Origin of the sequence: Saccharopolyspora elongata, assembly GCF_004348985.1 — a bacterium.
GTDB classification, from domain to species: domain Bacteria; phylum Actinomycetota; class Actinomycetes; order Mycobacteriales; family Pseudonocardiaceae; genus Saccharopolyspora; species Saccharopolyspora elongata.
Window position 1 is genome coordinate 37533 of record NZ_SMKW01000053.1, and the last position, 26624, is coordinate 64156.

Here is a 26624-nt window from a genome sequence, read left to right on the forward strand (position 1 = left end):
AGCTGGGATGACCCGCACGCAGGGGTTGCGTCGGATCCGGGCGGACGTGATGGGGCTGGCACTGGGGTTGGTGGCGATCCTGCTCGGGCTCTTCGGGACCACCGGGGCGGCGGCGAAGGAGCCGACCACCGCGATGCGCGGGATGTGGATCGCCGGGGTGGAGAACATCGACTGGCCGAGCAAACCGGGGCTTTCCGCCGCGCAGCAGCAGGACGAGTACCGGGAGCTGCTCGACCAGGCCGTCGCGAACAGGCTGAACGCCGTGTTCGTCCAGGTGCGGCCGACCGCCGACGCGTTCTGGCCGTCGCCGCACGAGCCGTGGTCGCACTGGTTGACCGGGCAGCAGGGCCGCGATCCCGGCTACGACCCGCTGCGGTTCATGGTCGACGAGGCGCACCAGCGCGGCCTGCAGTTCCACGCCTGGTTCAACCCGTACCGGATCAGCATGACCGACGACCCGCAGGCGCTCGTCCCGGAGCACCCGGCCCGCAAACACCCGGAGTGGACCTTCGCCTACGGCGGCAAGCTCTACTACGACCCGGGCGTGCCGGCGGCCCGCGAGTTCGTGACCCGCGCGATCATGCACGCGGTCGAGAACTACGACGTCGACGGCGTCCATCTCGACGATTACTTCTACCCGTACCCCGTCGAGGGCCAGAAGGTCCCGGACGAGAAGACCTTCGCCGAGCACGGCAAGGGCTTCGACGACATCGAGGACTGGCGCCGGCACAACGTCGACCAGCTGGTGGCGGACCTCGACGCCCGGGTGCACCGGGCCAAGCCGGACGCGAAGTTCGGCGTCAGCCCGTTCGGCATCTGGCGCAACGCGTCCAGCGACCCGGCCGGCTCGGACACCAAGGGCCTGGAGTCGTACTCGGCGATCTACGCCGACACCCGCAAGTGGGTGCGGGAGGGCTGGGTCGACTACATCGCCCCGCAGGTCTACTGGCAGATCGGTCACCCGGCCGCCGACTACGCCGCCCTGATCCCGTGGTGGTCCAAGACGGTCTCGGGCACCGGCGTGGACCTCTACATCGGCCAGGCCGCCTACCGGGTCGGCAAGGAGGGCTGGACCGACCCCGGCGAGCTCTCCGCCCACCTGGCGCTCAACAGCGACTACCGCGGCGTCAAGGGCGATATCTACTTCAGCGCGAAGTCGCTGACCACCAACGCCGCCGAAGCCATGGCCCGCGTCGTCAAGGAGCACTACTCGGACCGCTGAGCCGCCATCTCCGCCGGAACCGCGGCGGTCACCTGGTCAGGCGGTGGGGTCTTCGCGGTAGATCTGGAGGCGGAGATCGCGCGCCTTGGTCATGTGGTCTCTGGCCAGGTCGTGGGCCCGGGCCGCGTCGCGTTGTTCGATCGCGTCGATCAGGGCCCGGTGTTCGTCGAGGGCTTCCGCCCAGCGGCCCTGGACCTTGAGGGTGGTCGCCGGGTAGCGGGTCAGGTGGTTGTTCAGGCGGGTCAGCAGATCGACGATGGTGCCGTTGTGACTGGCCACCCAGATCGCTTCGTGCACCGCCCGGTTGGCCGCCGCCATCGCCGCCGGGTCGTCGGTCGAGGTGCTGTCCATCGCAGCCTGGGCGCGGCGGATGCGGATCAGATCGAACTCGCTGTGCCGCTGGGCGGCCGCTGATGCCGCGGTGGCCTCCAGGGAGATCCGGACCTCGTAGATCTCGAGGATCTCCTCCGGGCTTCGGGTGCGGACCCGCATGCCGCGGTCGCCCCGCTCGACCAGTCCGTCCTGTTCCAGGCGGCGCAGCGCCTCGCGCACCGGCGTGCGGCTGGTGCCGTACCGCTCCGCCAGGGCCAGCTCCACCAGCTGGGCACCGGTCTCGAAGGTGCCGTCGACGATCTCGCCGCGCAGCCGGTCGTACACCTCGGACAGCGTCGTCACTCCTTCTGCCACCTCGTGAGCGCCGACCCCGGCTCCTACCGGAACGACCACTCACGACTACGTTCGGTCCGGTGCGTGGCGCCTTCGCGCCGGGCGACCCGGTCGGAGGCGCCACGCCCGAGCACCGAACGCAAAGTATACCTCGGTATGCATTGCGTCCCTAGGCGATGCGGACGGCGAGTCCTTCCAGGCCGGGCACCGCCGGGAACCGTTGCAGCACCTGCGGATCGCGTAGACCTGGAAGTCCTCAGCCATTGCCCACCGGCTTCGCCGCACCGGCGCCGGCCAACCGGCCGAACACCGCGCCCGAGGTCAGGCCGCTGCCGCCCGGGTAGTTGCCGGAGAACAACCCGCCGACCATCTCACCGGCGGCGTACAGCCCGTCGATCGGCTGCCCCTCGGTGTCCAGCACCTGGGCGGATTCGTCCACGTGCACCCCGCCGAAGGTGAAGGTGATCCCGCAGCCCACGGCGTAGCCGTAGTACGGGGCGGTGTCCAGGGCCTGCGCCCAGTTGGACTTCGGCGGCTGGACCTGCGCGGCGCGCCCGTCCTTGACCGCCGGGTCGAACGGCTCGTCCACGATGGACGCGTTGAACTCCGCCACGGTGCGCCGCAAGCCGTCGACGTCGATGCCCAGCTCTTCCGCGAGTTCGGCCAGCGAGTCGGCCTGCGCGCCCGCGATCGGCCGCGAGTCGTACTCCTCCTTGCGCAGCAGCGGGCGGGTCTTGGCGTCGAACAGCTGGAACGCCCGGCCCTGCGGCTGGCGCAGGATCTCCCGCCCGTACTTGGCGTAGGTGTAGTTGCGGAAGTCCGCGCCTTCGTCGACGAACCGCTCGCCCTCGATGTTGACCACGATGCCGATCGGATAGCTCTGCCGGGTCAGCTGGTTGGTCAGCTCCCGGTTGCCGCCGGTCGGGCTGCCGTCGGCGTCCCACGCCACGCTGTGGCAGGAACCCCAGTCGCCGTGCGGGGCGGCGCCGGCGGCCAGCGCGAGGTCGAGCACGTCACCGGTGTTGGTCGGCGTGCCGCGCACCAGCGCGCGATCCCAGCCCTCGCCGAGGTGCTCGGCGCGGCGCTCGGGGTCGGATTCGAAGCCACCGGCCGACAACACCACCGCACGTGCCCTGATCCGGTGCTCGGCGCCGCCGGAATCGCGGTAGGTGACGCCTCGCTCGGCCGCGTCGGAGAGGTGCAGCGCCGTGACCTCCGCGTCGTAGCGGATCTCCACGCCCTCTTCCAGCGCGGCCTTGGTGTGCTGGGCGATGAGCCCCTTGCCGCCGTCGACGGTGCCGACGAACAGGCCGCCGGAGAACACCCACTTGCCGTCGGACAGGTAGGCCTGGCGCTCGTACATCAGCCGCCACTGGATGCCCTTGCCGGCCAGCCAGCGCACGGCATCGGCGGAGCGGGAGACCAGGATCTTGGTCAGCACCGGGTCGCACTTGCCGTCGGTGACCCGCCGCATGTCGTCCTCGAAGGCGCTCTCCGGGTAGGCGGGCACCACGGAATCCGCGTGCCGCTCGTCGGGTTCGAGCAGGTCGGCGACGTCGGTGAGGCCGTCGAAGGCGAACCGGAACGCACCGGCGGTGTAGAAGGAGTTGCCGCCGGCGGCGTCTTCCGGCGCCTTCTCCAGCAGCAGCACCTTCGCGCCCTGCTCCACGGCCGAGTGCACGGCGGAGAACCCGGCGTTGCCGCCGCCGACCACCACGACGTCGAACCGGTCGGTCTCCGGCTTGCTCATTCTTCGTCTCCCTTGTCGTTCGAGGTTTCGGTCATGGGCCGCCCGGTCCAGCGCTCCCAGAGCGTGGCGATCGAGGCGTAGTCGAGCCGGCCGAGCCCTTCCGAGACGCCGAGCTCGTAGACGGTGTGCGCGCCCTGGATGCCGAACAGCGGCACCCCGGTGTCCTGGGCCATGGCCAACGCCAGGGTGGAGTCCTTGCGGGCGGCCTCGGTGGGCATGCCGCCGTCGTATTCGCCGCGCAGGATCCGCTCCACGAAGCGGTGCGTCAGCGGGCGGGTCAGCCCGGCCTCGGGGCCGGACAGCAGCGCGGCCAGCGCCGAGCCGGACACCCCGGTGGCCGCGCCCAGCGCACCGGCCTCGGCGAGCACCACCATCACCGCGTGCGCCACCGCGTTGTTGATCACCTTCGCGGCCATGCCGCTGCCCACCGGCCCGAACCTGGTGATGGTCGCGCTGATCGCCGCCAGCACGTCGGTCACCTTGTCCACATCGGACTCTTCGCCGCCGACCAGCAGCGTGGCGGTGCCACCGGCCATCTGCGACACCCCGGACAGGATCGCGGCGTCCACAATGCCGATGCCGTGGGCAGCGCAGATCTTCAGCTCCTCGGCCATGTCGGCCGGATTGACCGTGCTGGTCTCCACGATCACCCCGCCGGCCCGCATCCGCGGCGCCAGCTCGGCGATCACCTGCAGCGAAACCTTCGGCGTCGGCAGCGAAAGCACCACCACATCGGACTCCGCCAGCTCGGCCACCTCGGCAACCGCGCTCACCTGAGGGGCCTTCGCGACCTCGGCAACGCGCTCGGCGTCGAGGTCGAACACCCGCAGCGGCCCGTGCGCGGCGAGCCGACCGGCGACCGCACCACCCATGTTCCCCAGCCCGCACAACGAAACGGTGTCACTCACCGACGTTCTCCTTTCCAGTTGCGACCAAATCGGCGTTCGCCATCCCTCAGAGGCGGATCGAGAAGGGGTCGGGGGTCTGGCCGGTGAGGTCGACCATCACGTTCTTGGTGTTGAGGTAATCGTGGAGGGCTTCTTCGCCGCGTTCGCGGCCGTAGCCGGACTTCCGGGTGCCGCCGAAGGGCGCCTGCGCGGCGCTGGCCCGGTAGGTGTTGACCCAGACCGTGCCCGCTCGCAGCCGCTTGGCGACCCGGTGGGCGCGGGTCAGGTCGTTGGCCCAGATCCCGGACGCCAGGCCGAAATCGCTGTCGTTGGCGATCTTGACCGCTTCGTCGTCGTCGGCGAACGGGATCGCGCTCAGCACCGGGCCGAAGATCTCCTCGCGGGCCAGCTTCGAGTCGTTCGCGACGTCGGCGAACACCGTGGGCCGCACGAACAGCCCCTCGCCCAGTGCCGGGTCGTCGACCGGCTCGGCGCCGACCACCGCGCGGGCGCCGGCTTCGACACCGGAGTCGATGGCGCGCTGGATGCGGTCGCGCTGCGGCTCGTTGGCGACCGGCCCCATCTGAGTCCGCGGATCCGCCGGGTCACCGAGGCGGATCTCCGCGGCTCGCGCCGCGACCGCCTGCACCACCTGCTCGTAGACCGATTCCTGCACCAGCAGCCGGCTTCCGGCGATGCAGGTCTGGCCGCCCGCGGCGAAGATCCCGGCGACCGCGCCGGTGACCGCGCGGTCCAGGTCGGCGTCGGCGAAGACGATGTTCGGGGACTTGCCGCCCAGCTCCAGCGTGACCGGGATCAGGTTCGTGGCCGCGGCGGCCGCGATGGCCCGGCCGGTGGGCACGCTGCCGGTGAAGCTGATCCGGTCCAGGCCCGGGTGCTCGGTCAGCGCGATCCCGGCCTGCGGCCCACCGGAGACGATGTTGATCACTCCCGGCGGGAACCCGGCCTGCTCGACGAGGTCGGCCATGCGCAGCGTGGTCGCCGAGGCGTGCTCGGAGGGCTTGATGACCACTGTGCACCCCGCCGCCAGCGCCGGGGCGAGCTTGTTGGCCAGCAGCTGCATCGGCGAGTTCCAGGCGGTGATCAGCGCGGCGACGCCGATCGGCTCGGCGAGCGTGTAGTCCAGGGTGTCCGGGTTGTCCAACGGGATGGTGCGCCCGTAGAGCTTGTCTGCGTAACCGGCGAAGAACCGGTAGTTGCGGGCGGCGAAGCGCGCCTGGCCGGTGGTCTCGCGGACCAGCTTGCCGTTGTCGGTGGACTCCAGCCTTCCCAGTTCCTCGGCGTACTCGTCCACCAGCGCGGCCAGCCGGTTCATCAGCTCGGCGCGGCGCACGCCAGGTGTCGTCGACCAGCCGCCGTCGAAGGCGGCGCGGGCCGCGGCGACGGCGGCGTCGACGTCTTGCGGGCTCGCGTCCGGAATGGTGGCGAACTCCGCCGCGGTGAAGGGGTTGATCGCGGGCAGCTCCTGCCCGGTGGACGCCCGCACCCGCTGCCCGCCGATGAGCATCCGGTCACTGGGGTTGGTCATGAGACGCGCTCCATGGTTGGTCGTCGTCGACGTCACCGCGCCGAGGGCAGGTACCTCCGCAGGCCTGCGGATCCCGGTACGCCGTTGTATACAAAAGCATACTCTCGCTTCGTCGCGACGTGTCAAGCCCGAACCCTTGCGCCCCAACGGAGTCGAGTCGACGACGAAGAAGCTCTTGACCTCACGCCGCGTGTCCGTATTCTGCTGCATACATTCGCACACTGCTGCATTCGGCTGAATTCTTCGTCGCCCAACCCCGCAGAGAGGAACAACGATGTCCGCTGCGATCGCGGCCAGCGTGGGTTGCCTGGTCCTGATGTTCGCCTTGGCGATCGCCTTCAACGTCAACATCGGCGTGCTCGGCTTCGTCGGCGCGCTGGTGGTCGCCGGCATCGGCGGGCTGTCCGTGGACCAGGTGCTGGAATCCTTCCCCGCCGACATCTTCGTGCTGATCGCCGGGGTCACGTACCTGTTCGCGATCGCCCGCGAGAACGGCGCCGTCGAGCTGATAGTCCGGACCGGCGTCCGGCTGGTCGCCGGCAAGGTGGCGCTGATCCCGGTGGTGTTCGGCGTGATCGCCGCGGTCCTGGTCGCCTCGGCGTCTTCCCCTCCGCGGCGCTGGCGCTGCTGGCGCCGCTGGCGATGACCTTCGCCGCGCAGTACCGGGTCAGCCCGCTGCTGATGGGCCTGATCATCCTGCACGGCGTCAACGCCACCGCCATGTCGCCGCTGAACTCCTACGGCGCGGTGACCAAGAGCGTGCTGGAGAAATCCGGTCTGGCCGACGTGTCGATCTGGTCCGTGTTCACGCTGTTCCTGGCGATGTACGTGCTGCTGATGGCGGTGGTGTACTTCGCCTTCGGCGGGATGCACCTGATCCGCCACGGCCACGGCGAGGAACCCGCGGTCGACGGCGTCGACACCACCGTGGAGCGGACGAAGATCACCGGCGAGCAGAAGGTCACGCTGCTGGCCATCGCGGCGCTGATGGTGCTGGCGCTGGGCTTCGGGCTGGACGTGGGCATCACCGCGTTCGGGCTCGGCGCGCTGCTCACGCTGTTCTTCCCGAAGCGCGCCGACGGCGCGGTCAAGGGCATCTCGTGGAGCGTCATCCTGCTGACCTCGGGATTGTTCGTCTTCGTCGGCGTCGCCAAGGAGGTCGGCGCGATCGACTACGCCTCCAACGCCATCGGCAGCCTGGGCAACCCGCTGATCACCACCCTGCTGGCGTTCGTGATCGGTGGCGTCGTGTCGGCGTTCGCCTCCACCACCGCGACGCTGGGCGCGACCTTCCCGATCCTGATCCCTCCGCTGCAGGCGGCGAACTTCGCGCACATCCCCGGCGCGGTGGCCGGTTTCGGCGTGGCGGCCAGCGTGGTCGACGTCAGCCCCACCTCGCCGAGCGGCGCGATGCTGATGGCCAACGTCCGCAACCGCGACAAGCAGGTCTACTTCCGCCAGCTGCTGAGCTACGCCGGCGCCATGCTGGTCTCCGGATCCCTGGTGCCGTGGTTCCTGCTGGTGGTGCTGGGCCTGGGCTGAGCGGTCGTGAGCGCGTGACCGGGCTCCGACCCGGTTGCGCACTCACGACCCCGGTCAGGCGAGTTCGGCGAAGTGCTCGGCCCGGACGGGGCTGCCCGCGACACGGCAGGGCGGTTGCGCACCGCCGCCAACCGTCGGAACGCGATCGGGACGGCCTGCGCGTGCGCTCGGCCGTCGGGCCGGTGGAACTACGGCTCGGTGATCACCACGATGCCGTCCTGGTCGGACACCACGTGCTCGCCGGGCACGAACCGGACGCCGCCGAGCTCGACGACATCGTCGACGGTTCCCTCGCCGGTCTTGGTGCTCTTGCGCGGGTTGGTGCCCAGCGCCTTGACGCCGAAGTCCATCCCGGCCAGCACCGCCGAGTCGCGCACCGCGCCGTTGATGATGACGCCGCTCCAGCCGTTCGAGCGGCCGATCTCGGCGATCAGGTCGCCGATCAGCGCGGTGTGCAGCGAGCCGCGGCCGTCGATGACCAGCACCTGGCCGTCGCCGGGCTCGGAGAGGACCTTCTTGAGCAGGGCGTTGTCCTGGAAGCACGTGACCGTGCGGATCCGGCCTTCGAACGCCTCGCGCCCGCCGAGGTTGCGGAACTGCACGTCGCAGCTGCGCACCTCCGGGCCTTCCCGGTCCGCGAGATCAGCCGTCGCCTGAGCCATGAGTCCTCCCGGATCGCCGCTGTCGTGGACGGCGAGCGTACCCACCGGTAGCCGGACGCGGCCCCGCACCGCGACCAACGCCACACCGGCCCCGGTACCGCAGTTTCAATTGAAACTGCACATCAGGCACCGGAGCGGGCGCGTCGTCGGCGACCTGACCGATGCCCGAGGTGGCGACGACCATGCGGGTGCTGCGGCACATGCTCGCCGCGGTCAACGAGATCGACGTCGAGCCGTCGTGAGCGCTGAAGCCGGTTCTTACCGGAACCAGCACTCACGAGAAACGAACCGGGCCGGGTGAGCTGTCGCCCACCCGGCCCGGTTCGTTGATCTCAGCGGCCCTTGCGCTCGCGGAGCTTGGTCAGCGCTTCCTCCAGGATGGCCATCCCGTCGGCATCGCTGCGCCTCTCCTTGACGTACGCGAGGTGGCTCTTGTACGGCTCGTTCCGCCGTGCCTCGGGCGGATTCTCCTGGTCCAAGCCCGCCGGCAAACCGCAGCGCGGGCAGTCCCATTCCTCCGGCACCTCGGCGTCCATCGCAAACGACGGCCGGCTGTGGTGCGCGTTGGCGCACCAGTAGTCGACCCGCTTGCGCGGCGCGGCTTCCCCCCGCTCCGACTCGCCTACCGTGGGGCCCGAGCCCACACGCGTGCCGCGAATGGCGTTGCCACCAGTCATCCGTCTTCACCCACCAAGCGGCCCGGGGTTGTCGACCGGCTGGGTGCCCGGTCGATCAACCGATCTTGATCAACACGCCGACACCGATGATGGAGATGACCCACAGCGCCATGACGAACAACGTCATCCGGTCGAGGTTCTTCTCCGCCACACTGGAACCGGCCAGGTTGGACTGCATACCGCCGCCGAACAGCGAGGACAGACCGCCGCCCTTGGCCCGGTGCAGCAGCACCAGCAGCACCAGCAGCACACTCGTCACGATCAACATGATCTGCAGGAAAAGAGTCATCACGTCCTCGTTCGCACAGCGGTCCGCGACCAAGCGTACCGGGCCACCAACAGCGAGTTGACCACCGTCCACCCGTTTGCCGCGAGGACGGTCTCACACTGCTCCACCCGGTGCACCCCAGGGGTGCCGGGCGGGTCGGCGCGAACGGCCCGTTCACCTCACCGGGAGAGGTGAACGGGCCGGAAGCGCATCACGGGATCGGGCCGCCCGCGGCCATGGCGGAGAGCTTGGCGAACTCGTCGCCGTTGAGGCTCGCGCCGCCGACCAGGGCGCCGTCCACGTCCGACTGGCCGATCAGGTCGCCGATGTTGCTCGACTTCACCGAGCCGCCGTAGAGCACCCGCACCTCGTCGGCGATCTCCTTGCCGTACTTCTCCTCCAGCGCCGCCCGCAGCGCCCCGCAGACCTCCTGCGCGTCCGCAGCGGTGGCGACTTTGCCGGTGCCGATCGCCCACACCGGCTCGTAGGCCACCACGACCTGGCGCACCTGCTCGGCCTTGAGGCCCTTGAGCGCGTTGATCAGCTGCGTCGTGCAGTGCTCGACGTGGCCGCCGGACTCGCGCACGTCGAGCTGCTCGCCGACGCACAGGATCGGCGACATGCCGTGCTTGAGGGTGGCGCGGACCTTCTTGTTCACCAGCTCGTCGGTCTCCGCGTGGTACTCGCGGCGCTCCGAGTGGCCGACCACCACGTAGCTGCACCCGAGCTTGGCCAGCATCGGCCCGGACACGTCACCGGTGTAGGCCCCGGACTCGTGCTCGGAGATGTCCTGCGCGCCGTGCTTGAGCAGCAGCTTGTCGCCGTCGATCAGGGTCTGCACGCTGCGGATGTCGGTGAACGGCGGCAGCACCGCCACCTCCACCTTCGCGAAGTACTTCTCCGGCAACGCGAAGGCGACCTTCTGCACCAGGGCGATCGCCTCCAGGTGGTTCAGGTTCATCTTCCAGTTACCGGCGATCAGTGGCTGCCTGGCCATGTTCAGCGCTCACCTTCCAGGACGGCCACACCGGGCAGGTCCTTGCCTTCGAGGTATTCCAGCGACGCGCCGCCGCCGGTGGAGATGTGCGAGAAGCCGTCCTCGGGCAGTCCGAGGGTCCGCACCGCGGCGGCCGAGTCGCCGCCGCCGACCACGCTGAACGAGTCGGAGTCGACGATGGCCTGCGCGACGCCGCGGGTGCCGTCGGCGAACGCCGGGAACTCGAACACGCCGGCCGGGCCGTTCCAGAACACCGTGCCGGCCTCGCGGAGGATCCCGGCGAACTGCTCGACGCTGCGCGGCCCGATGTCCAGCCCCATCCAGTCGGCCGGGATCGCGTCGGCGGCCACGACCTGCTTCTCCGCGTCCGCGGCGAAGCGGTCGGCGACCACCACGTCCACGGGCAGCACCAGCTTGTCGCCGTGCTCGGCGAGCAGCTGCTCGGTGGAGGAGATCTGGTCCTCCTGCAGCAGCGAGTTGCCGACGTTGTGGCCCTGGGCGGCCAGGAACGTGTACGCCATGCCGCCGCCGATGAGCAGCTTGTCGACCTTGGGCAGCAGGGCCTTGATGACGCCGAGCTTGTCGGAGACCTTCGAGCCGCCGAGCACCACGACGTAGGGGTGCTTCGGGTCGCCGGTCAGGGTGCGCAGCACCTCGACCTCGGCGAGCACCAGGCCGCCGGCGTAGGCGCGCAGCCGCTTGGCGACGTCGTAGACCGACGCCTGCTTGCGGTGCACCACGCCGAAACCGTCGGAGACGAAGGCGGCGTCCGGGCCGACCAGCGCGGCCAGCTCGTCGGCCAGCGCGCCGCGCTCGGCGTCGTCCTTGCTGGTCTCGCGGGCGTCGAAGCGGACGTTCTCCAGCAGCGCGACCGACCCGTCGGTCAGGCCCGCCACCGTGGACTTCGCCGAGTCGCCGACCAGGTCACCGGCCAGCGCGACGTCCGCGCCGAGCAGCTCGCCGAGGCGCCGCGCGACCGGGGCCAGGGAGAACTCCGGGTCCGGCTCGCCCTTGGGGCGGCCGAGGTGCGCGGTGAGCACCACCTGGGCGCCGGCACCGGTCAGCTTCCGGATGGTCGGCAGGGAGGCGCGCACCCGGCCGTCGTCGGTGATCTTCTCGCCGTCCAGCGGCACGTTGAGGTCGGCACGCACCAGAACACGCCGACCCCGAACGCCCTCGGACAGCAGATCGTCGAGATTCTTCACGTCTGCTCCTACGCAGTTATGGAAAAGGCCCGCACGAGCCGGGATTTGCCGAACGGCTCGTGCGGGCCTTCAGAGACTGGTCTTTGCAAGCGGCGCAGCCGCTTCCAGCGGTAGACCGGCCGCCGCGGTACTCAGCCCGCTACCTGCCTGAGCTGCCGCAAGCGGCGAAGCCGCTTAGCCCACCTACGCAACTGGCACCGCCGCGGGTTCTCAGAAGCTTTGTCGCGAGGACAGCCCCGACGCGACGTATTGGTCATACGTGCGTCGGGGATCCCGGAGCCGAGAAAGCTTCTGAGGTTCCGCCACCCGCACCGCTACGCAGAACGAGCCTGGAACTCTCAAGCGAGCTTCTTGCCGACCAGGTCGACGAGGTCGGCGAGGCGGTTGGAGTAGCCCCACTCGTTGTCGTACCAGCCGACGATCTTGACCTGGTTGCCGATGACCTTGGTCAGCGGCGAGTCGTAGATCGTCGAGTGCGGGTCGGTGACGATGTCGGCGGAGACGATCGGGTCCTCGTTGTACTTGAGGATGCCCTTGAGCTTGCCCTCGGCGGCCGCGGCCTTGAACGCCTCGTTGACCGACTCGACCGTGGCGTCCTTGCGGACGGTGGCGGTGAGGTCGGTGACCGAGCCGGTCGGCACCGGCACGCGCAGCGCGTAGCCGTCCAGCTTGCCGTTGAGCTCCGGCAGCACCAGGCCGATCGCCTTGGCCGCACCGGTGCTGGTCGGCACCACGTTGACCGCGGCGGCGCGGGCGCGGCGCAGGTCCTTGTGCGGGGCGTCCTGCAGGTTCTGGTCCTGCGTGTAGGCGTGGATGGTGGTCATCAGGCCCTGCTCGATGCCGAAGGCGTCGTCGAGCACCTTGACCATCGGGGCCAGGCAGTTGGTGGTGCAGGAGGCGTTGGAGATGATGGTCTGCGAGCCGTCGTACTTGTCGTCGTTGACGCCCAGCACCACGGTCAGGTCTTCGCCCTTGGCCGGGGCGGAGATGATGACCTTCTTCGCACCGCCCTCGTCGACGTGCTTGCGGGCGTCCGCGGCGTTGGTGAAGAAGCCGGTGGACTCCACGACGACGTCGACGCCCAGGTCGCCCCACGGCAGCTTGCCCGGGTCGCGCTCGGCGAGGATCTTGATGAGCTTGCCGCCCACCTCGATGCCCTCACCGGTGACCTTCACCTCCTGGTCGAGGCGGCCGAGGATGCTGTCGTACTTGAGCAGGTGGGCCATGGTCGCGACATCGCCCAGGTCGTTGGCGGCCACGATCTCGATGTCGTGATCACTGGCGGTCGCGGCCCGCCAGAAGTTCCGCCCGATCCGACCGAAGCCGTTGATACCTACGCGAACGGTCACGCCGATCTCTCCTCGTGACTGACCCGGCCGGCGACGCGGCGGGTGAGGTTGATGGTCTCGGCATCACCCTATCTGCCACCGGGGCCTTCGCACGCGGGCGGGCGAGCGGGCTCACGCTCCGGAAAGGCGATGTCTCCCACCAGCCGCACCCGGCCCGCGACCAACCGCGACCACACGCGCATCAGCGCAGGTCAACGCACTGCGGAGCGACTCGATCTGAGCGGCGGCGGCGATCGCGGCCCGTGATCGGCATCTCTGCACCGGTTCGGCGCCGTGCCGGTTTTTCACAGTTCCAATTCAAACGGTGATTTACCGTCCGCCGGGACCGCAGTTTCAATTGAAACTGCGGTCGACCGGTCAGGCGTCTGCTTCCAGCATCTCGGCGGTCACCGCGGATTCGGTATCTGGGACGCCCAGTTCGCGGGCTCGCTTGTCGGCCATCGCCAGCAGGCGGCGGATCCGGCCGGCCACCGCGTCCTTGGTCATCGGCGGGTCCGCCAGCTGGCCGAGCTCCTCCAGAGATGCCTGCCGGTGCGCCAGCCGCAGCCGGCCCGCCACCGTCAGGTGATCCGGGGCCGTCGGGCCGAGCAGCTCCAGCGCGCGCTCCACCCGGGCGGCCGCGGCGACCGCGGCGCGCGCCGAGCGGCGCAGGTTGGCGTCGTCGAAGTTCGCCAGCCGGTTGGCGGTCGCCCGCACCTCGCGGCGCATCCGGCGTTCTTCCCACGCGAGCACGCTGGAGTGCGCGCCGAGCCTGGTCAGCAGCGCGCCGATGGCGTCGCCGTCGCGCACCACCACCCGGTCCGCGCCGCGCACCTCGCGCGACTTCGCCGCCACGCCGATCCGCCGCGCGGCACCGACCAGTGCCAGCGCCGCCTCCGGGCCCGGGCAGGTGACCTCCATCGACGACGACCGGCCCGGCTCGGTCAGCGAGCCGTGCGCCAGGAAGGCGCCGCGCCACGCGGCTTCCGAATCGCAGGCGCCGCCGGAGACGACGTGCGCGGGCAGGCCGCGCACGGGGCGGCCGCGCGGGTCGAGCAGTCCGGTCTGCCGGGCGAGGCCCTCGCCGTCCTTGACCACCCGCACCACGTACCGGGTGCCCTTGCGCAGCCCGCCGGAGGTGATCATGTGCACGTCGGACTGGTGCCCGAACAGTTCGTGGATCTCCTTGCGGAGCCGGCGCGCCGTGGAGCCGCTGTCCAGCTCGGCCTCGATCACCACCCGGCCGGCGACGATGTGCAGCCCGCCGGCGAAGCGCAGCAACGAGGACACCTCAGCCCGTCGGCAGCACGTCTTCGTCACCGACAACCGGCTCAACTCGTCCTTGACCGCCGCGGTCATCGCCACCGGTCCGTCCTCCTCTCCAATGCGGCCCGCAGGCTGGCCGCCAGCGCCTCCGGGTCGTGCCGTCCCGGCACGGCCGGCGCGGCGATCTTGTCCAGCAAAGTCTGCGCACCCAGACCGGCGGCCGCAGCTCGAAGCCGATCAGGGGTAGGCACCGAGTCAGCGTCGGCCAACACGGCGTCGACCCGCAGCCGCGGTGCGTGCTGCGAGAGTACGTCCAGGTGCTGTTCGGGTGAGAAGCCCGCCGTCTCACCCGGCTGCGGGACGAGGTTGAGCACCACCACGCGGCGCGCGGTGGTGCTCACCAATGCCTCGTGCAGCTCCGGGACCAGCAGGTGCGGCAGCACGCTGGTGAACCACGAGCCGGGTCCGAGCAGCACCAGATCGGCGCCCAGCACGGCCTCCACCGCTTGCGGGCAGGCTGCCGGTTCTTCGACACCATTCGCGTGCAAACGCACTTGTTTCACTCGTCCGGGCGTACTGGCGATGGCGACTTGCCCCCGGATCGTGCGAATCGCGTCGGGATCGGAGTCGAGCCCGACGACGTCGGCGGCCATGTCCAGCGGCACCGTCGACATCGGCAGGACCCGGCCCTGCACGCCGAGCAGCCGGCAGGCGTGGTCGAGGACCTCGACCGGATCGCCCAGCACCTCGAGCAGCCCGGCGAGCAGCAGGTTGCCGACGGCGTGGCCGGCGAGGGCCCCGCTGCCGCCGAAGCGGTGCTCGAACACCGTCGCCCACAGCTGGCCGTCGGCGTCGGAGTCGGCGAGCGCGGCGAGCGCCTTGCGCAGGTCGCCCGGCGGCAGCATGCCCAGCTCGCGGCGCAGCCGCCCGGACGACCCGCCGTCGTCGGCCACCGTCACCACCGCCGTTACGTCGGTGGTGAGCTGGCGCAGCGCGGACAGCGTCGCCTGCAGGCCGTGGCCGCCGCCGAGCGCGACCGCGCGCAGCTGGGCGCTCACTCGCGCCCCAGGTCCCGGTGCACCGTCTTGACCATCATCCCGTCGTCCTCGGCGAGGCGGCGGGCCAGTTCCTCGGCGAGCGCGACGCTGCGGTGCTTGCCGCCGGTGCAGCCCAGCGCCAGCGTCAGGTACCGCTTGCCCTCGCGGTGGTAGCCGGCTCCTACCAGCCGCAGCAGCTGCTGGTAGCTCTGCAGGAACTCCTCCGCGCCCTCCTGGCCGAGCACGTAGTTGCGGACCTCCTCGTCGAGGCCGTTGAACTCGCGCAGCTCCGGGATCCAGAACGGGTTCGGCAGGAAGCGGCAGTCCATCACCAGGTCGGCGTCCATCGGCAGGCCGTACTTGTAGCCGAAGGACAGCACGGTCAGCCGGGTGCGGGTGCTCGCCTCGGTGCCGAACGCGTCCTCGATCTTGGACCGCAGCTGGTGCACGGACAGGCTGGTGGTGTCCAGCACCAGGTCGGCCTCGGAGCGCAGCTTCGACAGCAGCGACCGCTCCGCGGCGATCCCGTCGGCCAGCCGCCCCTCCCCCTGCAGCGGGTGGCCGCGCCGCACCTGCTCGAAGCGGCGGATCAGCACCTCGTCGGTGGCCTCCAGGAACAGGACCTTCGGCTTGTAGCCGCGGGCGTCGAGGTCCTTGATGACCGCGCCCAGGTCCTCGGTGAACGCGCGGCTGCGCACGTCCATCACGACCGCGACGCGGGTGACCGCGCCGCTGGAGCGCGCCCCCAGCTCCACCATCGTGGCGATCAGTTCCGGTGGCAGGTTGTCCACCACGAACCAGCCCAGGTCTTCCAGGCACTTGGCCGCGGTGCTGCGCCCCGCCCCGGACAGGCCGCTGACCACGGCGACCTCGATGCCCGACTGCTCGTCAGTCACTGCTCTCCCCTTCAGCGTTGTCGGCGCCGGGCCCCGCCCGGTCGTCCGGCACCGGGCTCGGCCCGGTTCCCCCTTCGGCCGCCAGCGCCGAGTGCACGGTCTCGGCGGTGCGGCGGCCGATCCCGGGCACCGTGGCGATCTCGTCCACCCCGGCCTGGCGCAGCTTGCGCACCGAGCCGAAGTGCTTGAGCAACGCCGCGCGGCGGGTTTCGCCCAGGCCCGGAATCGCGTCCAATGTGGAGCTTGTCATGCGCTTGCCGCGCTTCTTGCGGTGGTAGCCGATGGCGAAGCGGTGCGCCTCGTCTCGGACCCGTTGCAGCAGGTAGAGCGCCTCGCTGGTGCGCGGCAGGATCACCGGGTCCGGGTCGGCGGGCAGCCAGACCTCCTCCAGCCGCTTGGCCAGCCCGATCACGGCGACATCGGTGATGCCCATCTCGGTCAGCGCGTCCGCGGCCGCGTTGGCCTGCGGCGCGCCGCCGTCGATCACCAGCAGGTTCGGCGGGTAGGCGAACTTGCGCGGGCGGCCGGTGTCGGGGTCGATCGCCGCGCCGACGGGCCCCGAACCGGTCTGCTCCGGCGGGATGTCGGACTTCGCCGTCTCGCTGAGGTAGCGGTGGAAGCGGCGGCGCACGACCTCGTCGATGGAGCCGACGTCGCCGCCCTCGGCGCCCTCCCGGACCTCGAAGCGGCGGTACTCGGACTTGCGCGGCACGCCGTCCTCGAACACCACCAGCGACGCCACCACGTCGGTGCCCTGCACGTGGCTGACGTCGATGCACTCGATGCGCAGCGGCGCGGTGTCCAACGCCAGCGCTTCCTGGAGCTCCTGCAACGCCGCCGACCGCGCCGTCAGGTCGCCGGCGCGGCGCAGCTTGTACTGCTGGAACGACTCCTTGGCGTTGCGCTCGACGGTTTCCATCAGCGCCCGCTTGTCGCCGCGCTGCGGCACCCGGAGGCTGACCCGGCTGCCGCGCAGCTCGCCGAGCCAGCCGGCGATCGCCTCCGCGTCGTCGGGCAGTTGCGGCACCAGCACCTCGCGCGGTACCGGGCTGCCGCCGGCGTCGGCCTGGTCGGCCAACGACGCCTGCTCGCCGTAGAACTGGGTGAGGAACTGCGAGGTGAGGGCGGCGGTCTCGGTTTGCTCGACCTTGTCGATGACCCAACCGCGCTGGCCGCGCACCCGGCCGCCGCGGATGTGGAAGACCTGCACGGCGGCGGCGAGCTCGTCCTCGGCGAAGGCCACCACGTCGGCGTCGGTGCCGTCGCCGAGCACCACGGCCTGCTTCTCCATCGCCCGCCGCAGGGCCTCCAGGTCGTCGCGCAGCCGGGCGGCGCGCTCGAACTCCAGCTCCGCGGAGGCGGCCTGCATCTCCTTGTCGAGCTTGCGCATCAGCTGGTCGGTGTGCCCGGCCAGGAAGTCGCAGAAGTCCTCGACGATGTCGCGGTGCTCGCCGGCGTCGACCCGGCCCACGCAGGGCGCCGAGCACTTGCCGATGTAGCCGAGCAGGCAGGGGCGGCCGATCTGCGAGTGCCGCTTGAACACGCCGCCGGAGCAGGTGCGTGCGGGGAACACCCGCAGCAGCAGGTCGAGGGTCTCGCGGATCGCCCACGCGTGCGCGTACGGGCCGAAGTACCGCACGCCCTTGCGGCGCGGGCCGCGGTAGACGTGCAGGCGCGGGAACTCCTCGTGCAGGGTCACCGCCAGCACCGGGTACGACTTGTCGTCGCGGTAGCGGACGTTGAACTTCGGGTCGTACTCCTTGATCCAGGAGTACTCCAGCTGCAGCGCCTCGACCTCGGTGCCGACGACGGTCCACTGCACGCCGGTGGCCGTGGTGACCATCTGCCGGGTCCGCGGGTGCAGTCCGGCGAGGTCGGCGAAGTACGACGAGAGCCTGCTGCGCAGGCTTTTCGCCTTGCCGACGTAGATCACTCGGCCGCCGGCATCGTGGAACCGGTAGACGCCGGGGGCGTCCGGGATCGTGCCTGGCGCTGGTCGGTAGGTGGACGGATCGGCCACGCCTCCACCCTACGTGCGGGGGCCGACCGCCCGGATCTCGGTGCGCCGACCGTTCGGTCTACCGCCGGGGGCGGCCCGGCGGGGCACACTGGGGGACGCCCGTGATCGCGCACTTCGGAAGAGCCCGGATCCGCGGAGGTCAGCAGTGAACATCGACAACGCCCATCCCGAACGAGCGACGCTGTCCGAGGTCGGCCCCGGGGTTCACGCGTGGGTCCAACCGGATGGTTCGTGGTGGATCAACAACGCCGGGGCGGTGCTCGGCGACGACGGCGTCGTGCTGGTCGACACCTGCGCCACCGCGCAGCGCACCCGCCGCTTCCTGGACGCGGTGCGCGCCGCGAGCGACGACGCGCCGATCCGGTTCGCGGTGAACACCCACCTGCACGGCGACCACACGCACGGCAACGCGCTGCTGCCCGACTCGACCGTCCTCATCGGACACCCGGCGACCCGGACGGGCATCCTGGCGGAGACGATCCTCGCGGAGCCGCCGCCGGTGTGGGATCCCGTGCCGGACTGGGGCATCACCGAGTGCCGCGCGCCGACGGTGCTGCTGCAGGATTCGCTGGTCCTGCAGAGCGGCGACCGGCGGATCGAGCTGCACCACCCCGGGTACGCCGCGCACACGCCCGGCGACGTGGTGGCGTGGGTGCCGGACGCCGGGGTGCTGTTCACCGGCGACCTGATCTTCCACGGCGTCACGCCGCTGGTGTTCATGGGTTCGGTGGAGGGCGCGCTGAAGGCGCTGGACTGGCTGGCGGGGTTCGGCGCGGCGAAGGTGGTGCCGGGCCACGGCTCTGTCCTGCCGGGTTCGGCGTTCCCGCGGGTGCTGGAGGACCACGCCCGCTACTACCGGTTCGTGCTGGACACGGCCCGCCAGGCCCGCACCGACGGCCTCTCGCCACTGGAGGCGGCCCGGCGTTGCGACCTCGGCGAGTTCGCGGGCTGGCCGGACCGCGAGCGGATCGTCCTGAACCTGCACCGTGCTTACGCCGAAGCGGACGAGACCGAATTCGACCGGGCGGCGGCGTTCGCCGACGCGATCGCCTACAACGGAGGCCCGCTCCGCTGCGCCGTCTAGCGATTTCCCGGGTGAGCGACCCCGGTTGGTGTGACGGTCCGCAATTTCAATGGAAATCAGAGGTTCGATTTCCATTGAAATTGCGGACTTCCGGGTCACAGGGGGTGTGGGATGCGGTCCGCGACCGGGGCGAGGGTGACCGGGAGCGCCGGGAGGGTCTGGTACCAGTACGCCACCGACGAAACGTCGTCGGAGCGCTTGTTGGCGTGCCCGTGCTCGATGGTCGCCTTGATGGACTTCTCGAACACCACCGGGTCTTCGACGTGGAAGCGGTAGTAGGACACCTGCCCGCTCCAGTTCGGCCCGCCCGGCATGGTCAGCCCGTGGTACGGCGCCTGGTACGGCTGGTTCGGGCACCACGCGGTGTTGAAGTAGTCCTCGGTGCCGGTGCCGTGCAGCCGCGGCGGCCAGGGTTCGCCGTCGATGAAGAACATGTCGTCGCCCTCGCCGTACCAGTTCCAGTCGCTGGTGTGGCGGAGGTTGTGCACGTTGAGCACGGTGCCGACGTAGTGGCCGCGACCCTCCGCCTCCAGCAGCACGTAGTTGCCCGCGCCGTCGGTGTTGGTGCCGCCGAAGAGGAACTCCTCGTTGGTCTGGTCGCCCTGCTCGACGCCGTCGGTGGGGTTCTGCCGCCGCCACTGCGCGTGGAAGTAGCCCAGTTCCGGGTCGGCTTCGCCGTAGGTCTCGTAGTCGATGTAGTAGTAGAACGTCACCGGCTTGACGCTCATCTCGCTGATCAGCTCGAAGCGGGCGCGCCCGGCGAAGGGCATCGCGAACCAGCAGTTGAAGCCCTTGCCGTCCTGCGGGCTCATCTGCAGCGGCGCGGAGGAGAAGTTGGCGCTGCGACCGTGTCCCATGCCGAAGAAGTCGCCCAGCGGCACCAGCACCGCGGGGTGCGCCGAGTCGTCCCAGGTGATCTTCAGGACGAGCCGCCGCAGGTAGTCGCCTTCCAGCTCGGCGGGCTTGCCGACGTGGTCGAGGGCGACGGTGCACCAGATGTGGGTGATCACGCCCGGGCCGGCGATGTCGGCCAGTTCCCTGGTCTCGCCCGGCTCGATGCGCGTGTTGTCGGTATTGCCGCCGGTGCGGTCCCAGCTGGACACCCGGCCGCGCCGGGTCTGCCGCAGCCGGGGCAGATCCCGCAGGCTGCTGCCGAAATCCCCGTATCCGGACAAGATTCCTCCCCAGTGGTAGCGACTGTGCTCCTGATCACGTTCTACCACGCGACACTCGCCGCCAAGCCGTTTTCCCGATCGCTATGCGCCGGGAGGAAGGAACTGCGTGCCCAGTTCCCGGTCCCAGCGCTGGAACAGCTGCGGGTAGATCGACGTCTTGGTCGCCAGGAACCGCCACTTCGACGGCTTCTCGTCGGTGCGCGCAGCTCCGGCCATCGGTAACCACCCCCAGGCGAGGACGACCACCGTGATCACCCCGGCCGGGCCGGGAGTTTCTGGGAATCCGGTGCCGGATTTCCGCGGAACGGCCGGATTCCGGGTCACGACACGTCCTCGACGTCTCGCCATTCCGGCACGAAGTTCCCGTCCTGCCAGCGGAATCCGTCCGTCACCAGCAGGTTCGGTTCGCCCTGCGGGTCGCCCGGCGGCCGGCTCCACGACTGGACGGTCAGCTCGTCGCCGGACAGCGTCACGGTCGCCGGGGCGAGCCCGGTGCCCTGCGGGCCCGGATCGTCGCCCAGCAACGCCTGGATCAGCCGCGGCGAATCCGGTGGCGATCCGCCGTCGTAGACCTGCACTTCGCGGAGGCTGGTGCCGTCGGCCAGGTCGCAGCTCACCGCCAGCACGGCCTCGGGAAGGCCGTCGCCGGTCAGGTCCTGGAACCGGCCGTGCACGATCGCCTCGTACTCCTCGTCGCAGCCCCGCTCCGCCAGCACGGCCGTCCAGTCCGCACCGCCGAGCGGGCCGAAGGGATCCGGCTCGCACAGCCGGGCTGCGCCCGGTTCCGCGGTTGAGCAATGGCGCACATAGGCGTCCCAGCCCAGCGGCGGGTTCAGCGGGTCGTAGAACGTCGAGAACACCAGGGCCGAATCGCCGTGCCGGTAGGTCACCGCGCCGTTGCGGTAAACCCCGCGGGTCTCCAGGATTCGCGCGAACCCGGCGGGATCGTCGACGTCCACCAGCCCGTCGGTCGCGACGCCGTCGTCCACCACCAGCGGCGCCGACATCGCCGCCAGGACCGCGTCCATCCGGTCCTGGCAGGCCATGTCGTGCATGCTCTGCAGCTGCACGATCGCCACCTGCGCAGGGTTTTCCTCGCCGATGGTGTAGCCCTTGAAGACGGCGGAACTCGCGGTGCGGAACTGCTGGACGGCCGGCACCGGGGCGCAATCCTCCACCGCCGCGAGGAAGAAGCCCCGGTCGAACGAGTCCTCGTCCTGCGCACGGAATCCGTCGCCTCCCGACGGCAGCAGTGCGGCCACCTCCTGCGACGAACGGACCTCCGGCGGCCGGTTCCACCAGATCCCCAACCCGACCCCGGCCGCCACGACCACGACGAGCGCCAGCACCCGGAGCCCGTACCGCATCAGCAACCACCCGCCCGGTCCGGGAAGCTCCAGGCCCGCATGCCCCGGGCCGCGAAAACCGCCCCGTACCGCGGGCTGAAGCCGGTCATCTCGAACTCGCCGGCGTCGGGCTTCGCGGTGTAGGTCTGCGGTTTCCCGTCGATGACCAGGTCGACGTCGATCACCCAGCGGTAGTGGCCGTCGTCGGCGCGCGATTCGACCTGGAACACGATCGTCTCGCCGTCGGCGAGCTGCTGCGCCTGACCGGCGAAGTACGGCTCGCCGAGCCGCCTGCCGTCGAGTACCCGCGCCACCGGGCGGAACTCGTCCAGGTCGAAACCGACCCGCTTCGCGGGCAGGTCGCCCTGCGGCGTGCTGCAGAGCAGCGTGCCGGCGACGTTCGGCTCCCGGCTCAGGATCCGGGCGCGCATGTTCGTGATCACCACGTCGCGGGAGCGAGCGCCCTCGATGGTCACCGTCGTGCCGTGCACGCCGGCCTTCACGGCGCGGCGCAGCGCCGGCGAATCGGCCAGGAACTCCGCAGGGGTCCCGATTTCCGCGGGTTCGGCCACGTCGGGCAGCGCGTAGCTGCGATCGTCCACCGGGCCGCCGTCCGAGCTCGCCCAGACCAGGACCGGCGGGCGCGACACGTCGCGGGCGGCGTTCCACAGCATCGGCGCGGCGATCCCGGCCAGCGCGCCGACGAGCGCCACGACCACGAACGCCGGGCCGCGCAGCAGCCGTTGCCACCACTTGCGCCGCGGTGTCGCGGCGCCGGATCCATCCGATTCCGTCGCCACCAAGCGTCGCCTCCTCGGCTACGCCCAAGGATCAACATCCCCGAGCGTACCGAGACGCGAGCGCCCAGTGGCGGCATTCGCCCGATCATCGCTGCCCGCAAGGCGAAAGTCGCCCGATGCGAGCAACGCGGGGGGTCAGCGCTGCGGCGGCGTGTAGTTCTCGATGCGGCGCACCAGGTGCCGGATCCGGGCCGCGTACAGCGGCGAGAGCGCGTAGCCCGGGTAGCTGGCGAACCAGCTGGCGCTGCCCAGGCTGACCGCGTCGGCGCCCGCCCAGAAGTACTCGCGGCAGTCGTCGAAGCTGCGGATGCCGCCGGTGGCGATGATCGGCAGCGTCACCCCGGCGTCGCGCAGTTCCTTGACCACCCGCAGGCCGATCGGCTTGATCGCGCGGCCGGAGAGCCCGCCGAAGCCGTTCTTCAGCAGCGGCTGCCCGGTGTTCGGGTCCAGCCGCAGGCCCTTGACGGTGTTGATCGCGGTCAGCGCCGCCACCCCGTGCCGGGCCGCCAGCCGGGCGTGGCCGAGGTAGTCGTAGTCCGGCGAGAGCTTCAGGATCACCGGGTGGTTGCTGCGCGGCACCGCCTCGGCCAGCACCGACTCGATGATCTGGTTGAAGTCGAAGTTGACGTTGTGGCAGGAGACGTTGAACTCGACCGCGGCGATCTCACCGGCCGGCACCGCGGCGTTGACCTTGTCGACCAGCGTGACGAACTCCTCGGCGGAGAAGCCGCCGACGGAGATGATGGTGTTCTGCTCGCGGGTGCGCGGGTAGTAGTCGCGCAGGTAGCCGTCGATGCCGACGTTGCACCAGCCGAAGGCGTTGAGCCAGCCGCCGTCGACCTGCCGCAGCGCCTGCCCGTAGCGCTTGATCAGCGCGGGCAGCTCGTGCAGCGGCCACACGTCGCGGGTGGTGAAGTGCCCCTCTCGGGGCTCGACGGTGACCGTGCGGGTGGTGACCGCGCCGAACCGGGACAGCGGCACGAACTGCGAGATCGGGCTCATGCCGTAGGGCACCAGCTTGGTGTTGGCCACGCCGTAGCCGAGCAGGCTGGACGAGGTCACCAGGCGGTTGCGCAGTCTGATGTCGCCGAGCCGCACGCCGAGCTCGGACGGGACGTCTCGCACCAACCGAAGGTTGCGCTCCTGGGCCACGCTCACGATCTCCTCCTACCCGACGTCTCCACGCCGTCGACTCCCATTGTCCCTCACCCGGAGCAGTGCACCGCCCCGGGTTCGCACATCGCACCCGCGCGCAGGGTTGCCTTTCGCACATCTTTCTTGTTCGATTGAACTCGTGGAAAGTTCGGAACGTACTTCGGCGATCATCGAGCGGCTGCGGCGGGCGGAGCGGGTCACGGTGGCCGAGCTGGCCGAGGCGACTGGTTCGTCGGAGATGACCATCCGCCGCGACCTCGACCAACTCGCCGAGCAGGGCGTCCTGCGGCGGGTGCGCGGGGGCGCGGTGAGCTTCCTGCGCGGCCACTCCGCGCCGTTCCCGCTCCGCGAGCGCGACGAGACCGGGACCAAGAAGCAGCTGGCCGCGGCGGTAGAGGAGCTGATCGCGGACTGCGAGTCCGTAATCATCGACTCCGGCACGACGACGCTGGAAGTGGCCAGGCGGCTCGCGCACCGCCGGATCACCGCGATCCCACTCGACCTGCACGCGGCGAACGCGCTGAGCAACGCGCCGCAGGTCGACCTGCTGATGCCGGGCGGGCGGACGAAGCCGGGCGAGCTGTCGTTCACCGGCCACCTCACCGAGATGTCGCTGCGCGCGTTGCGGGTGGACACCACGATCCTCGGCGTGTGCGGGCTTTCCGCGACGCACGGCCTGACGGCGCACGACCTCGAGGAGGTGCCGGTGAAGCAGGCCGCGGTGGCCGCCGCGCAGCGCGTCGTCGCCGTCTGCCACGGCGCCAAGTTCGCCCGGACCGGACTGGGATTCGTCTGCCCGATCACCGACATCGACGTGATCGTCACCGACCGGGCCGCGCCGGCGGACGCGCGCGCCGAGCTGGCCGCGGCGGGCGTGGAGGTGCGCGTTGTCTGAGACGACCGTCGCCGTCCCGCAGCGGGCCCGGTGGGCCGTGACGGCCTACTTCGTGATCACCGGCGCAGCGCTGGGCACCTGGACCGCGCGGATCCCGGCGATCAAGCAGGACCTCGGCCTCGACGACGCGCAGGTGACGCTGGCGCTGTTCGCGGTCGCGGCCGGCTCGGTGCTGGCCATGCAGATCGTCGGGCACCTCGCCGACCGCCTCGGCAGCGCGCGGGTGCTGGGACCGGCAGGCATCGCGATGTCGGCGAGTCTGCTGCTGCCCGGCATCGCCGGGAACCTCCCGGCGCTGGTGGCGGCGCTGCTGCTGTTCGGCGCCGGGCACGGAACCGTCGACGTGGCCATGAACACCCACGCGATGCAGGTGCAGCGGCGGTACGGGCGCCCGATCGTGAGCACGTTCCACGCGATGTTCAGCGTCGGCGGTCTGCTCGGCGCCGGAGTCGGCGCGCTCGCTGCGCACGCGGCGATCGGCGTCGGCGCGCACTTCGCGCTCGTCGCGGCCGCGCTCGGCGTCGTGTCGGTGATCGCGCGGCGCGCGCTGCTGCCCCCGGAGGCCCCTTCGGCCGGGAAACCGGTGCGGCAGCACGGGATCTCGCCGGGCATATTGTTCCTCGGCGTGCTGGCCTTCTTCTGCTCGCTGGGCGAAGGCTCGATGGCGGACTGGTCGCCGTTGTACCTGCACGACGTCCTGCAGACCAGCCCGGCGGTCGCGGCGACCGGCTACGCGGTGTTCTCCGCGACGATGGCCGTGTTCCGCTTCCTCGGCGACTTCCTGGTCGCCCGGCTCGGGCCGGTCGTCCTGGTGCGGTGCTGCGGCACCGTCGCGGCCGTGGGTCTCGGCGGCGCGCTGCTGCTGCACCACCCGGTGGCGGCGATCATCGGCTTCGCCCTGTTCGGCATCGGGCTGTCGTGCATCATCCCGCAGGTGTTCAACGCGGCGGGCAACCGCGATCCGAGCCGCAGCGGCCGGGATCTCGCGCAGGTCAGCACGCTCGGCTACGGCGGCCTGCTCGCCGGCCCGGTGGTGATCGGCCTGGTCACCAGCTGGACGGACCTGACCACCGGCCTCGCGATCCCGGCGGTGCTGGCCGCCTTCGTCGCGCTCTCCGCCGCCGCGGTCCGGCCCCGCTGAGCCGCACCGGTTTCCGCGTTCGGTCGGGCGGACGTCCTTCGCCGCGAACGCTTTCCGGCGTGGCGGATCACGTTCCGCGCTGGTGAACGGCGGCGAGCCCGAGCCGATCGCCGGGCTACCCGTCGCGCTCCACCAGTGCGATCAGGGCCTCGGCAGCCGGGGACAGCGGGCCGGGGCGGTGCACGAGGCCGACCCGCATCCGCACATCGGTCCGAAGTGGACGGACCACCGCGCCCTGCTCGCGGGCCTGGTGGACCGTCTGCCCGGCAACGATCGCGACGCCCACCCCGGCGACGACCAGCGGGATGGCCCCGCTGGTGGCGGTGATCTCGACGGCGGCGACCGGGCTGCGGCCGGTCTCCTCCAGCACCTCCTCCAGCAGCGTCCGCCAGACCGTCCGGGGCGGGCTGGTCACGAACCGCTGGTCGACCAGCGCGGCGGGCTCCAGCGGGCCCTCGCCGTCGGCGAGCGGGTGGTTCGCGGGCAGCGCGATCTGCAGCTCGCGGCTGGCTAGCTGCCTGGTGTGCAGGCCCTCGCCGTCGGCGATCGGCAGCGTGCACAGGCCGAGCTCGCAGGTCCCGGTGCGCACGGTGCGGCCGATCCGATGCCAGTTGGGCGGCTCGATCATCCGCACCGCCACCTGCGGGTACTGGTGGCAGAACGCGGCCACCACCGCCACGCCCCAACCGCTGAGCAGGTGCTGGACGACGAGGTCGAGCCGACCGCCGGAGAGCTCCCGGACCGGCTCCACGGCGGAGGCGACCTCGGCCAGCCCGTGCACCACCCGCCGGGCGGGTTCCAGCGCGGCCTGGCCCGCCGCGGAGAGCACCAGGCCGCGCCCGGTGCGGTGGAACAACTGCGTCCGCAACTCCCGTTCGAGCCCGACGATCGCCTGCGACAACGACGGCTGGGAGACGTGCATGGCCTCGGCGGCCTTGGTCATGGTGCCGTGTTCGACGACGGCCAGGAAGTACCGGAGTTGACGCGCATCCACACCCATCACGTTAAGCCGCCGACCACCGATCCGGCCCCGACCAGCACCCGCCCGCCGAAGCC

25 protein-coding genes and 1 pseudogene are annotated in these 26624 nt (G+C 70.9%); 6 read left to right on the forward strand and 20 right to left on the reverse strand.

The genetic code is table 11. From position 1 onward, the window contains the following. The first annotated feature begins 7 nt into the window (after positions 1 to 7). Positions 8 to 1222, forward strand: a complete 1215-nt coding sequence (locus E1288_RS31095) for a glycoside hydrolase family 10 protein (protein WP_207954658.1) — start codon at positions 8 to 10, stop codon at positions 1220 to 1222. Positions 1223 to 1258: 36 nt separating this feature from the next. On the opposite strand, the gene E1288_RS31100 is transcribed toward E1288_RS31095, so the two are convergent. The 4 genes from E1288_RS31100 to E1288_RS31115 all read right to left on the reverse strand — a co-directional run bounded on the left by E1288_RS31100 (position 1259) and on the right by E1288_RS31115 (position 6074). Further along, positions 1259 to 1897, reverse strand: a complete 639-nt coding sequence (locus E1288_RS31100; protein ID WP_207954659.1) for a GntR family transcriptional regulator — start codon at positions 1895 to 1897, stop codon at positions 1259 to 1261. Between the two features lie 247 nt (positions 1898 to 2144). Then, positions 2145 to 3638 carry an FAD-dependent tricarballylate dehydrogenase TcuA gene (tcuA, locus tag E1288_RS31105; protein ID WP_132491572.1) on the reverse strand — a complete coding sequence of 498 codons (1494 nt, stop codon included), beginning with the start codon at positions 3636 to 3638 and terminating at the stop codon, positions 2145 to 2147. Continuing rightward, positions 3635 to 4546: an NAD(P)-dependent oxidoreductase gene (locus E1288_RS31110; RefSeq protein ID WP_207954660.1), complete on the reverse strand. Its 912-nt coding sequence runs from the start codon at positions 4544 to 4546 to the stop codon at positions 3635 to 3637. Before E1288_RS31110 ends, tcuA begins: the two co-directional genes overlap by 4 nt. Positions 4547 to 4592: 46 nt before the next feature. After that, positions 4593 to 6074, reverse strand: a complete 1482-nt coding sequence (locus E1288_RS31115) for an aldehyde dehydrogenase (RefSeq protein WP_132491574.1) — start codon at positions 6072 to 6074, stop codon at positions 4593 to 4595. A 316-nt stretch (positions 6075 to 6390) separates the two neighbouring features. Between E1288_RS31115 and E1288_RS47275 the strand changes: the two are divergent. Together E1288_RS47275 and E1288_RS47280 are read left to right on the forward strand one after the other, a co-directional pair. Further along, positions 6391 to 6728, forward strand: a pseudogene (locus tag E1288_RS47275) (SLC13 family permease); the annotation flags it as partial. Next, complete coding sequence (locus E1288_RS47280; protein ID WP_165968339.1) at positions 6717 to 7616, forward strand: SLC13 family permease; 900 nt, start codon at positions 6717 to 6719, stop codon at positions 7614 to 7616. The pseudogene E1288_RS47275 and the gene E1288_RS47280, both read left to right, overlap by 12 nt. Before the next feature lie 188 nt (positions 7617 to 7804). On the opposite strand, the gene rraA is transcribed toward E1288_RS47280, so the two are convergent. From rraA to uvrC, 10 genes are all read right to left on the reverse strand, one after another. After that, positions 7805 to 8278 (reverse strand): ribonuclease E activity regulator RraA, encoded by a 474-nt coding sequence (rraA, locus tag E1288_RS31125; protein ID WP_132491578.1) that lies wholly within the window; start codon positions 8276 to 8278, stop codon positions 7805 to 7807. 332 nt (positions 8279 to 8610) lie between these two features. Further along, positions 8611 to 8955: an RNA polymerase-binding protein RbpA gene (locus E1288_RS31130; protein ID WP_132491580.1), complete on the reverse strand. Its 345-nt coding sequence runs from the start codon at positions 8953 to 8955 to the stop codon at positions 8611 to 8613. A gap of 55 nt (positions 8956 to 9010) precedes the next feature. Continuing rightward, on the reverse strand, positions 9011 to 9244 hold the full coding sequence (gene secG / locus E1288_RS31135) for a preprotein translocase subunit SecG (protein WP_132491582.1): 234 nt from the start codon (positions 9242 to 9244) through the stop codon (positions 9011 to 9013). A gap of 190 nt (positions 9245 to 9434) precedes the next feature. Further along, positions 9435 to 10220 carry a triose-phosphate isomerase gene (tpiA, locus tag E1288_RS31140; RefSeq protein WP_132491584.1) on the reverse strand — a complete coding sequence of 262 codons (786 nt, stop codon included), beginning with the start codon at positions 10218 to 10220 and terminating at the stop codon, positions 9435 to 9437. A gap of 2 nt (positions 10221 to 10222) precedes the next feature. After that, the gene (locus E1288_RS31145) at positions 10223 to 11425 is read right to left on the reverse strand and encodes a phosphoglycerate kinase (RefSeq protein WP_132491586.1); all 1203 of its coding nucleotides are present in this window, start codon (positions 11423 to 11425) and stop codon (positions 10223 to 10225) included. A gap of 338 nt (positions 11426 to 11763) precedes the next feature. Continuing rightward, the gene (gene gap, locus E1288_RS31150; RefSeq protein WP_132491588.1) at positions 11764 to 12774 is read right to left on the reverse strand and encodes a type I glyceraldehyde-3-phosphate dehydrogenase; all 1011 of its coding nucleotides are present in this window, start codon (positions 12772 to 12774) and stop codon (positions 11764 to 11766) included. Positions 12775 to 13131: 357 nt separating this feature from the next. After that, positions 13132 to 14118: a DNA-binding protein WhiA gene (gene whiA, locus E1288_RS31155; RefSeq protein ID WP_093260428.1), complete on the reverse strand. Its 987-nt coding sequence runs from the start codon at positions 14116 to 14118 to the stop codon at positions 13132 to 13134. Continuing rightward, on the reverse strand, positions 14109 to 15077 hold the full coding sequence (locus tag E1288_RS31160; protein ID WP_132491590.1) for a gluconeogenesis factor YvcK family protein: 969 nt from the start codon (positions 15075 to 15077) through the stop codon (positions 14109 to 14111). The genes whiA and E1288_RS31160 overlap by 10 nt, the downstream gene beginning before the upstream one ends. Further along, the gene (gene rapZ, locus E1288_RS31165; protein WP_093260432.1) at positions 15074 to 15952 is read right to left on the reverse strand and encodes an RNase adapter RapZ; all 879 of its coding nucleotides are present in this window, start codon (positions 15950 to 15952) and stop codon (positions 15074 to 15076) included. Before rapZ ends, E1288_RS31160 begins: the two co-directional genes overlap by 4 nt. Beyond that, positions 15945 to 17972, reverse strand: coding sequence for an excinuclease ABC subunit UvrC (gene uvrC / locus E1288_RS31170; protein ID WP_132491592.1), 2028 nt, complete (start codon positions 17970 to 17972; stop codon positions 15945 to 15947). The genes rapZ and uvrC overlap by 8 nt, the downstream gene beginning before the upstream one ends. A 145-nt stretch (positions 17973 to 18117) precedes the next feature. On the opposite strand from uvrC, the gene E1288_RS31175 reads away from it, so the two are divergent. Further along, a complete protein-coding gene (locus tag E1288_RS31175; RefSeq protein ID WP_132491594.1) occupies positions 18118 to 19056 on the forward strand; it encodes an MBL fold metallo-hydrolase in 939 nt (312 codons plus the stop codon). A 95-nt stretch (positions 19057 to 19151) separates the two neighbouring features. Here E1288_RS31175 and E1288_RS31180 read toward each other — a convergent pair whose 3' ends face one another. The 5 genes from E1288_RS31180 to E1288_RS31200 all read right to left on the reverse strand — a co-directional run bounded on the left by E1288_RS31180 (position 19152) and on the right by E1288_RS31200 (position 23535). Then, positions 19152 to 20231: a glycoside hydrolase family 172 protein gene (locus E1288_RS31180; RefSeq protein ID WP_132491596.1), complete on the reverse strand. Its 1080-nt coding sequence runs from the start codon at positions 20229 to 20231 to the stop codon at positions 19152 to 19154. Positions 20232 to 20312: 81 nt separating this feature from the next. Then, on the reverse strand, positions 20313 to 20555 hold the full coding sequence (locus E1288_RS31185; RefSeq protein WP_132491598.1) for a hypothetical protein: 243 nt from the start codon (positions 20553 to 20555) through the stop codon (positions 20313 to 20315). After that, positions 20552 to 21598 (reverse strand): hypothetical protein, encoded by a 1047-nt coding sequence (locus E1288_RS31190; RefSeq protein WP_132491600.1) that lies wholly within the window; start codon positions 21596 to 21598, stop codon positions 20552 to 20554. The genes E1288_RS31185 and E1288_RS31190 overlap by 4 nt, the downstream gene beginning before the upstream one ends. Then, positions 21598 to 22377 (reverse strand): hypothetical protein, encoded by a 780-nt coding sequence (locus E1288_RS31195; protein ID WP_132491602.1) that lies wholly within the window; start codon positions 22375 to 22377, stop codon positions 21598 to 21600. The genes E1288_RS31190 and E1288_RS31195 overlap by 1 nt, the downstream gene beginning before the upstream one ends. 135 nt (positions 22378 to 22512) lie before the next feature. Further along, the gene (locus E1288_RS31200) at positions 22513 to 23535 is read right to left on the reverse strand and encodes a beta/alpha barrel domain-containing protein (protein ID WP_235883921.1); all 1023 of its coding nucleotides are present in this window, start codon (positions 23533 to 23535) and stop codon (positions 22513 to 22515) included. A 136-nt stretch (positions 23536 to 23671) separates the two neighbouring features. Here E1288_RS31200 and E1288_RS31205 point away from each other — a divergent pair, with 136 nt between their 5' ends. Together E1288_RS31205 and E1288_RS31210 are read left to right on the forward strand one after the other, a co-directional pair. Further along, positions 23672 to 24427 (forward strand): DeoR/GlpR family DNA-binding transcription regulator, encoded by a 756-nt coding sequence (locus E1288_RS31205; protein ID WP_132491604.1) that lies wholly within the window; start codon positions 23672 to 23674, stop codon positions 24425 to 24427. Continuing rightward, complete coding sequence (locus E1288_RS31210) at positions 24420 to 25568, forward strand: MFS transporter (protein WP_132491606.1); 1149 nt, start codon at positions 24420 to 24422, stop codon at positions 25566 to 25568. The genes E1288_RS31205 and E1288_RS31210 overlap by 8 nt, the downstream gene beginning before the upstream one ends. A gap of 115 nt (positions 25569 to 25683) precedes the next feature. Here the strand turns inward: E1288_RS31210 and E1288_RS31215 are convergent. After that, the coding region (locus tag E1288_RS31215) for a LysR family transcriptional regulator (protein WP_207954661.1) at positions 25684 to 26624 on the reverse strand (941 nt) is incomplete at its 5' end.

Excerpts from the sequence above, each read along its gene's own strand:
- E1288_RS31095 (WP_207954658.1), top strand. The coding sequence starts at position 8 with ATGACCCGCACGCAGGGGTTGCGTCGGATCCGGGCGGACGTGATGGGG.
- tcuA (WP_132491572.1), bottom strand. The coding sequence starts at position 3,638 with ATGAGCAAGCCGGAGACCGACCGGTTCGACGTCGTGGTGGTCGGCGGC.
- E1288_RS31115 (WP_132491574.1), bottom strand. The coding sequence starts at position 6,074 with ATGACCAACCCCAGTGACCGGATGCTCATCGGCGGGCAGCGGGTGCGG.
- E1288_RS47280 (WP_165968339.1), top strand. The coding sequence starts at position 6,717 with ATGACCTTCGCCGCGCAGTACCGGGTCAGCCCGCTGCTGATGGGCCTG.
- rraA (WP_132491578.1), bottom strand. The coding sequence starts at position 8,278 with ATGGCTCAGGCGACGGCTGATCTCGCGGACCGGGAAGGCCCGGAGGTG.
- E1288_RS31130 (WP_132491580.1), bottom strand. The coding sequence starts at position 8,955 with ATGACTGGTGGCAACGCCATTCGCGGCACGCGTGTGGGCTCGGGCCCC.
- secG (WP_132491582.1), bottom strand. The coding sequence starts at position 9,244 with ATGACTCTTTTCCTGCAGATCATGTTGATCGTGACGAGTGTGCTGCTG.
- tpiA (WP_132491584.1), bottom strand. The coding sequence starts at position 10,220 with ATGGCCAGGCAGCCACTGATCGCCGGTAACTGGAAGATGAACCTGAAC.
- E1288_RS31190 (WP_132491600.1), bottom strand. The coding sequence starts at position 21,598 with ATGCGGTACGGGCTCCGGGTGCTGGCGCTCGTCGTGGTCGTGGCGGCC.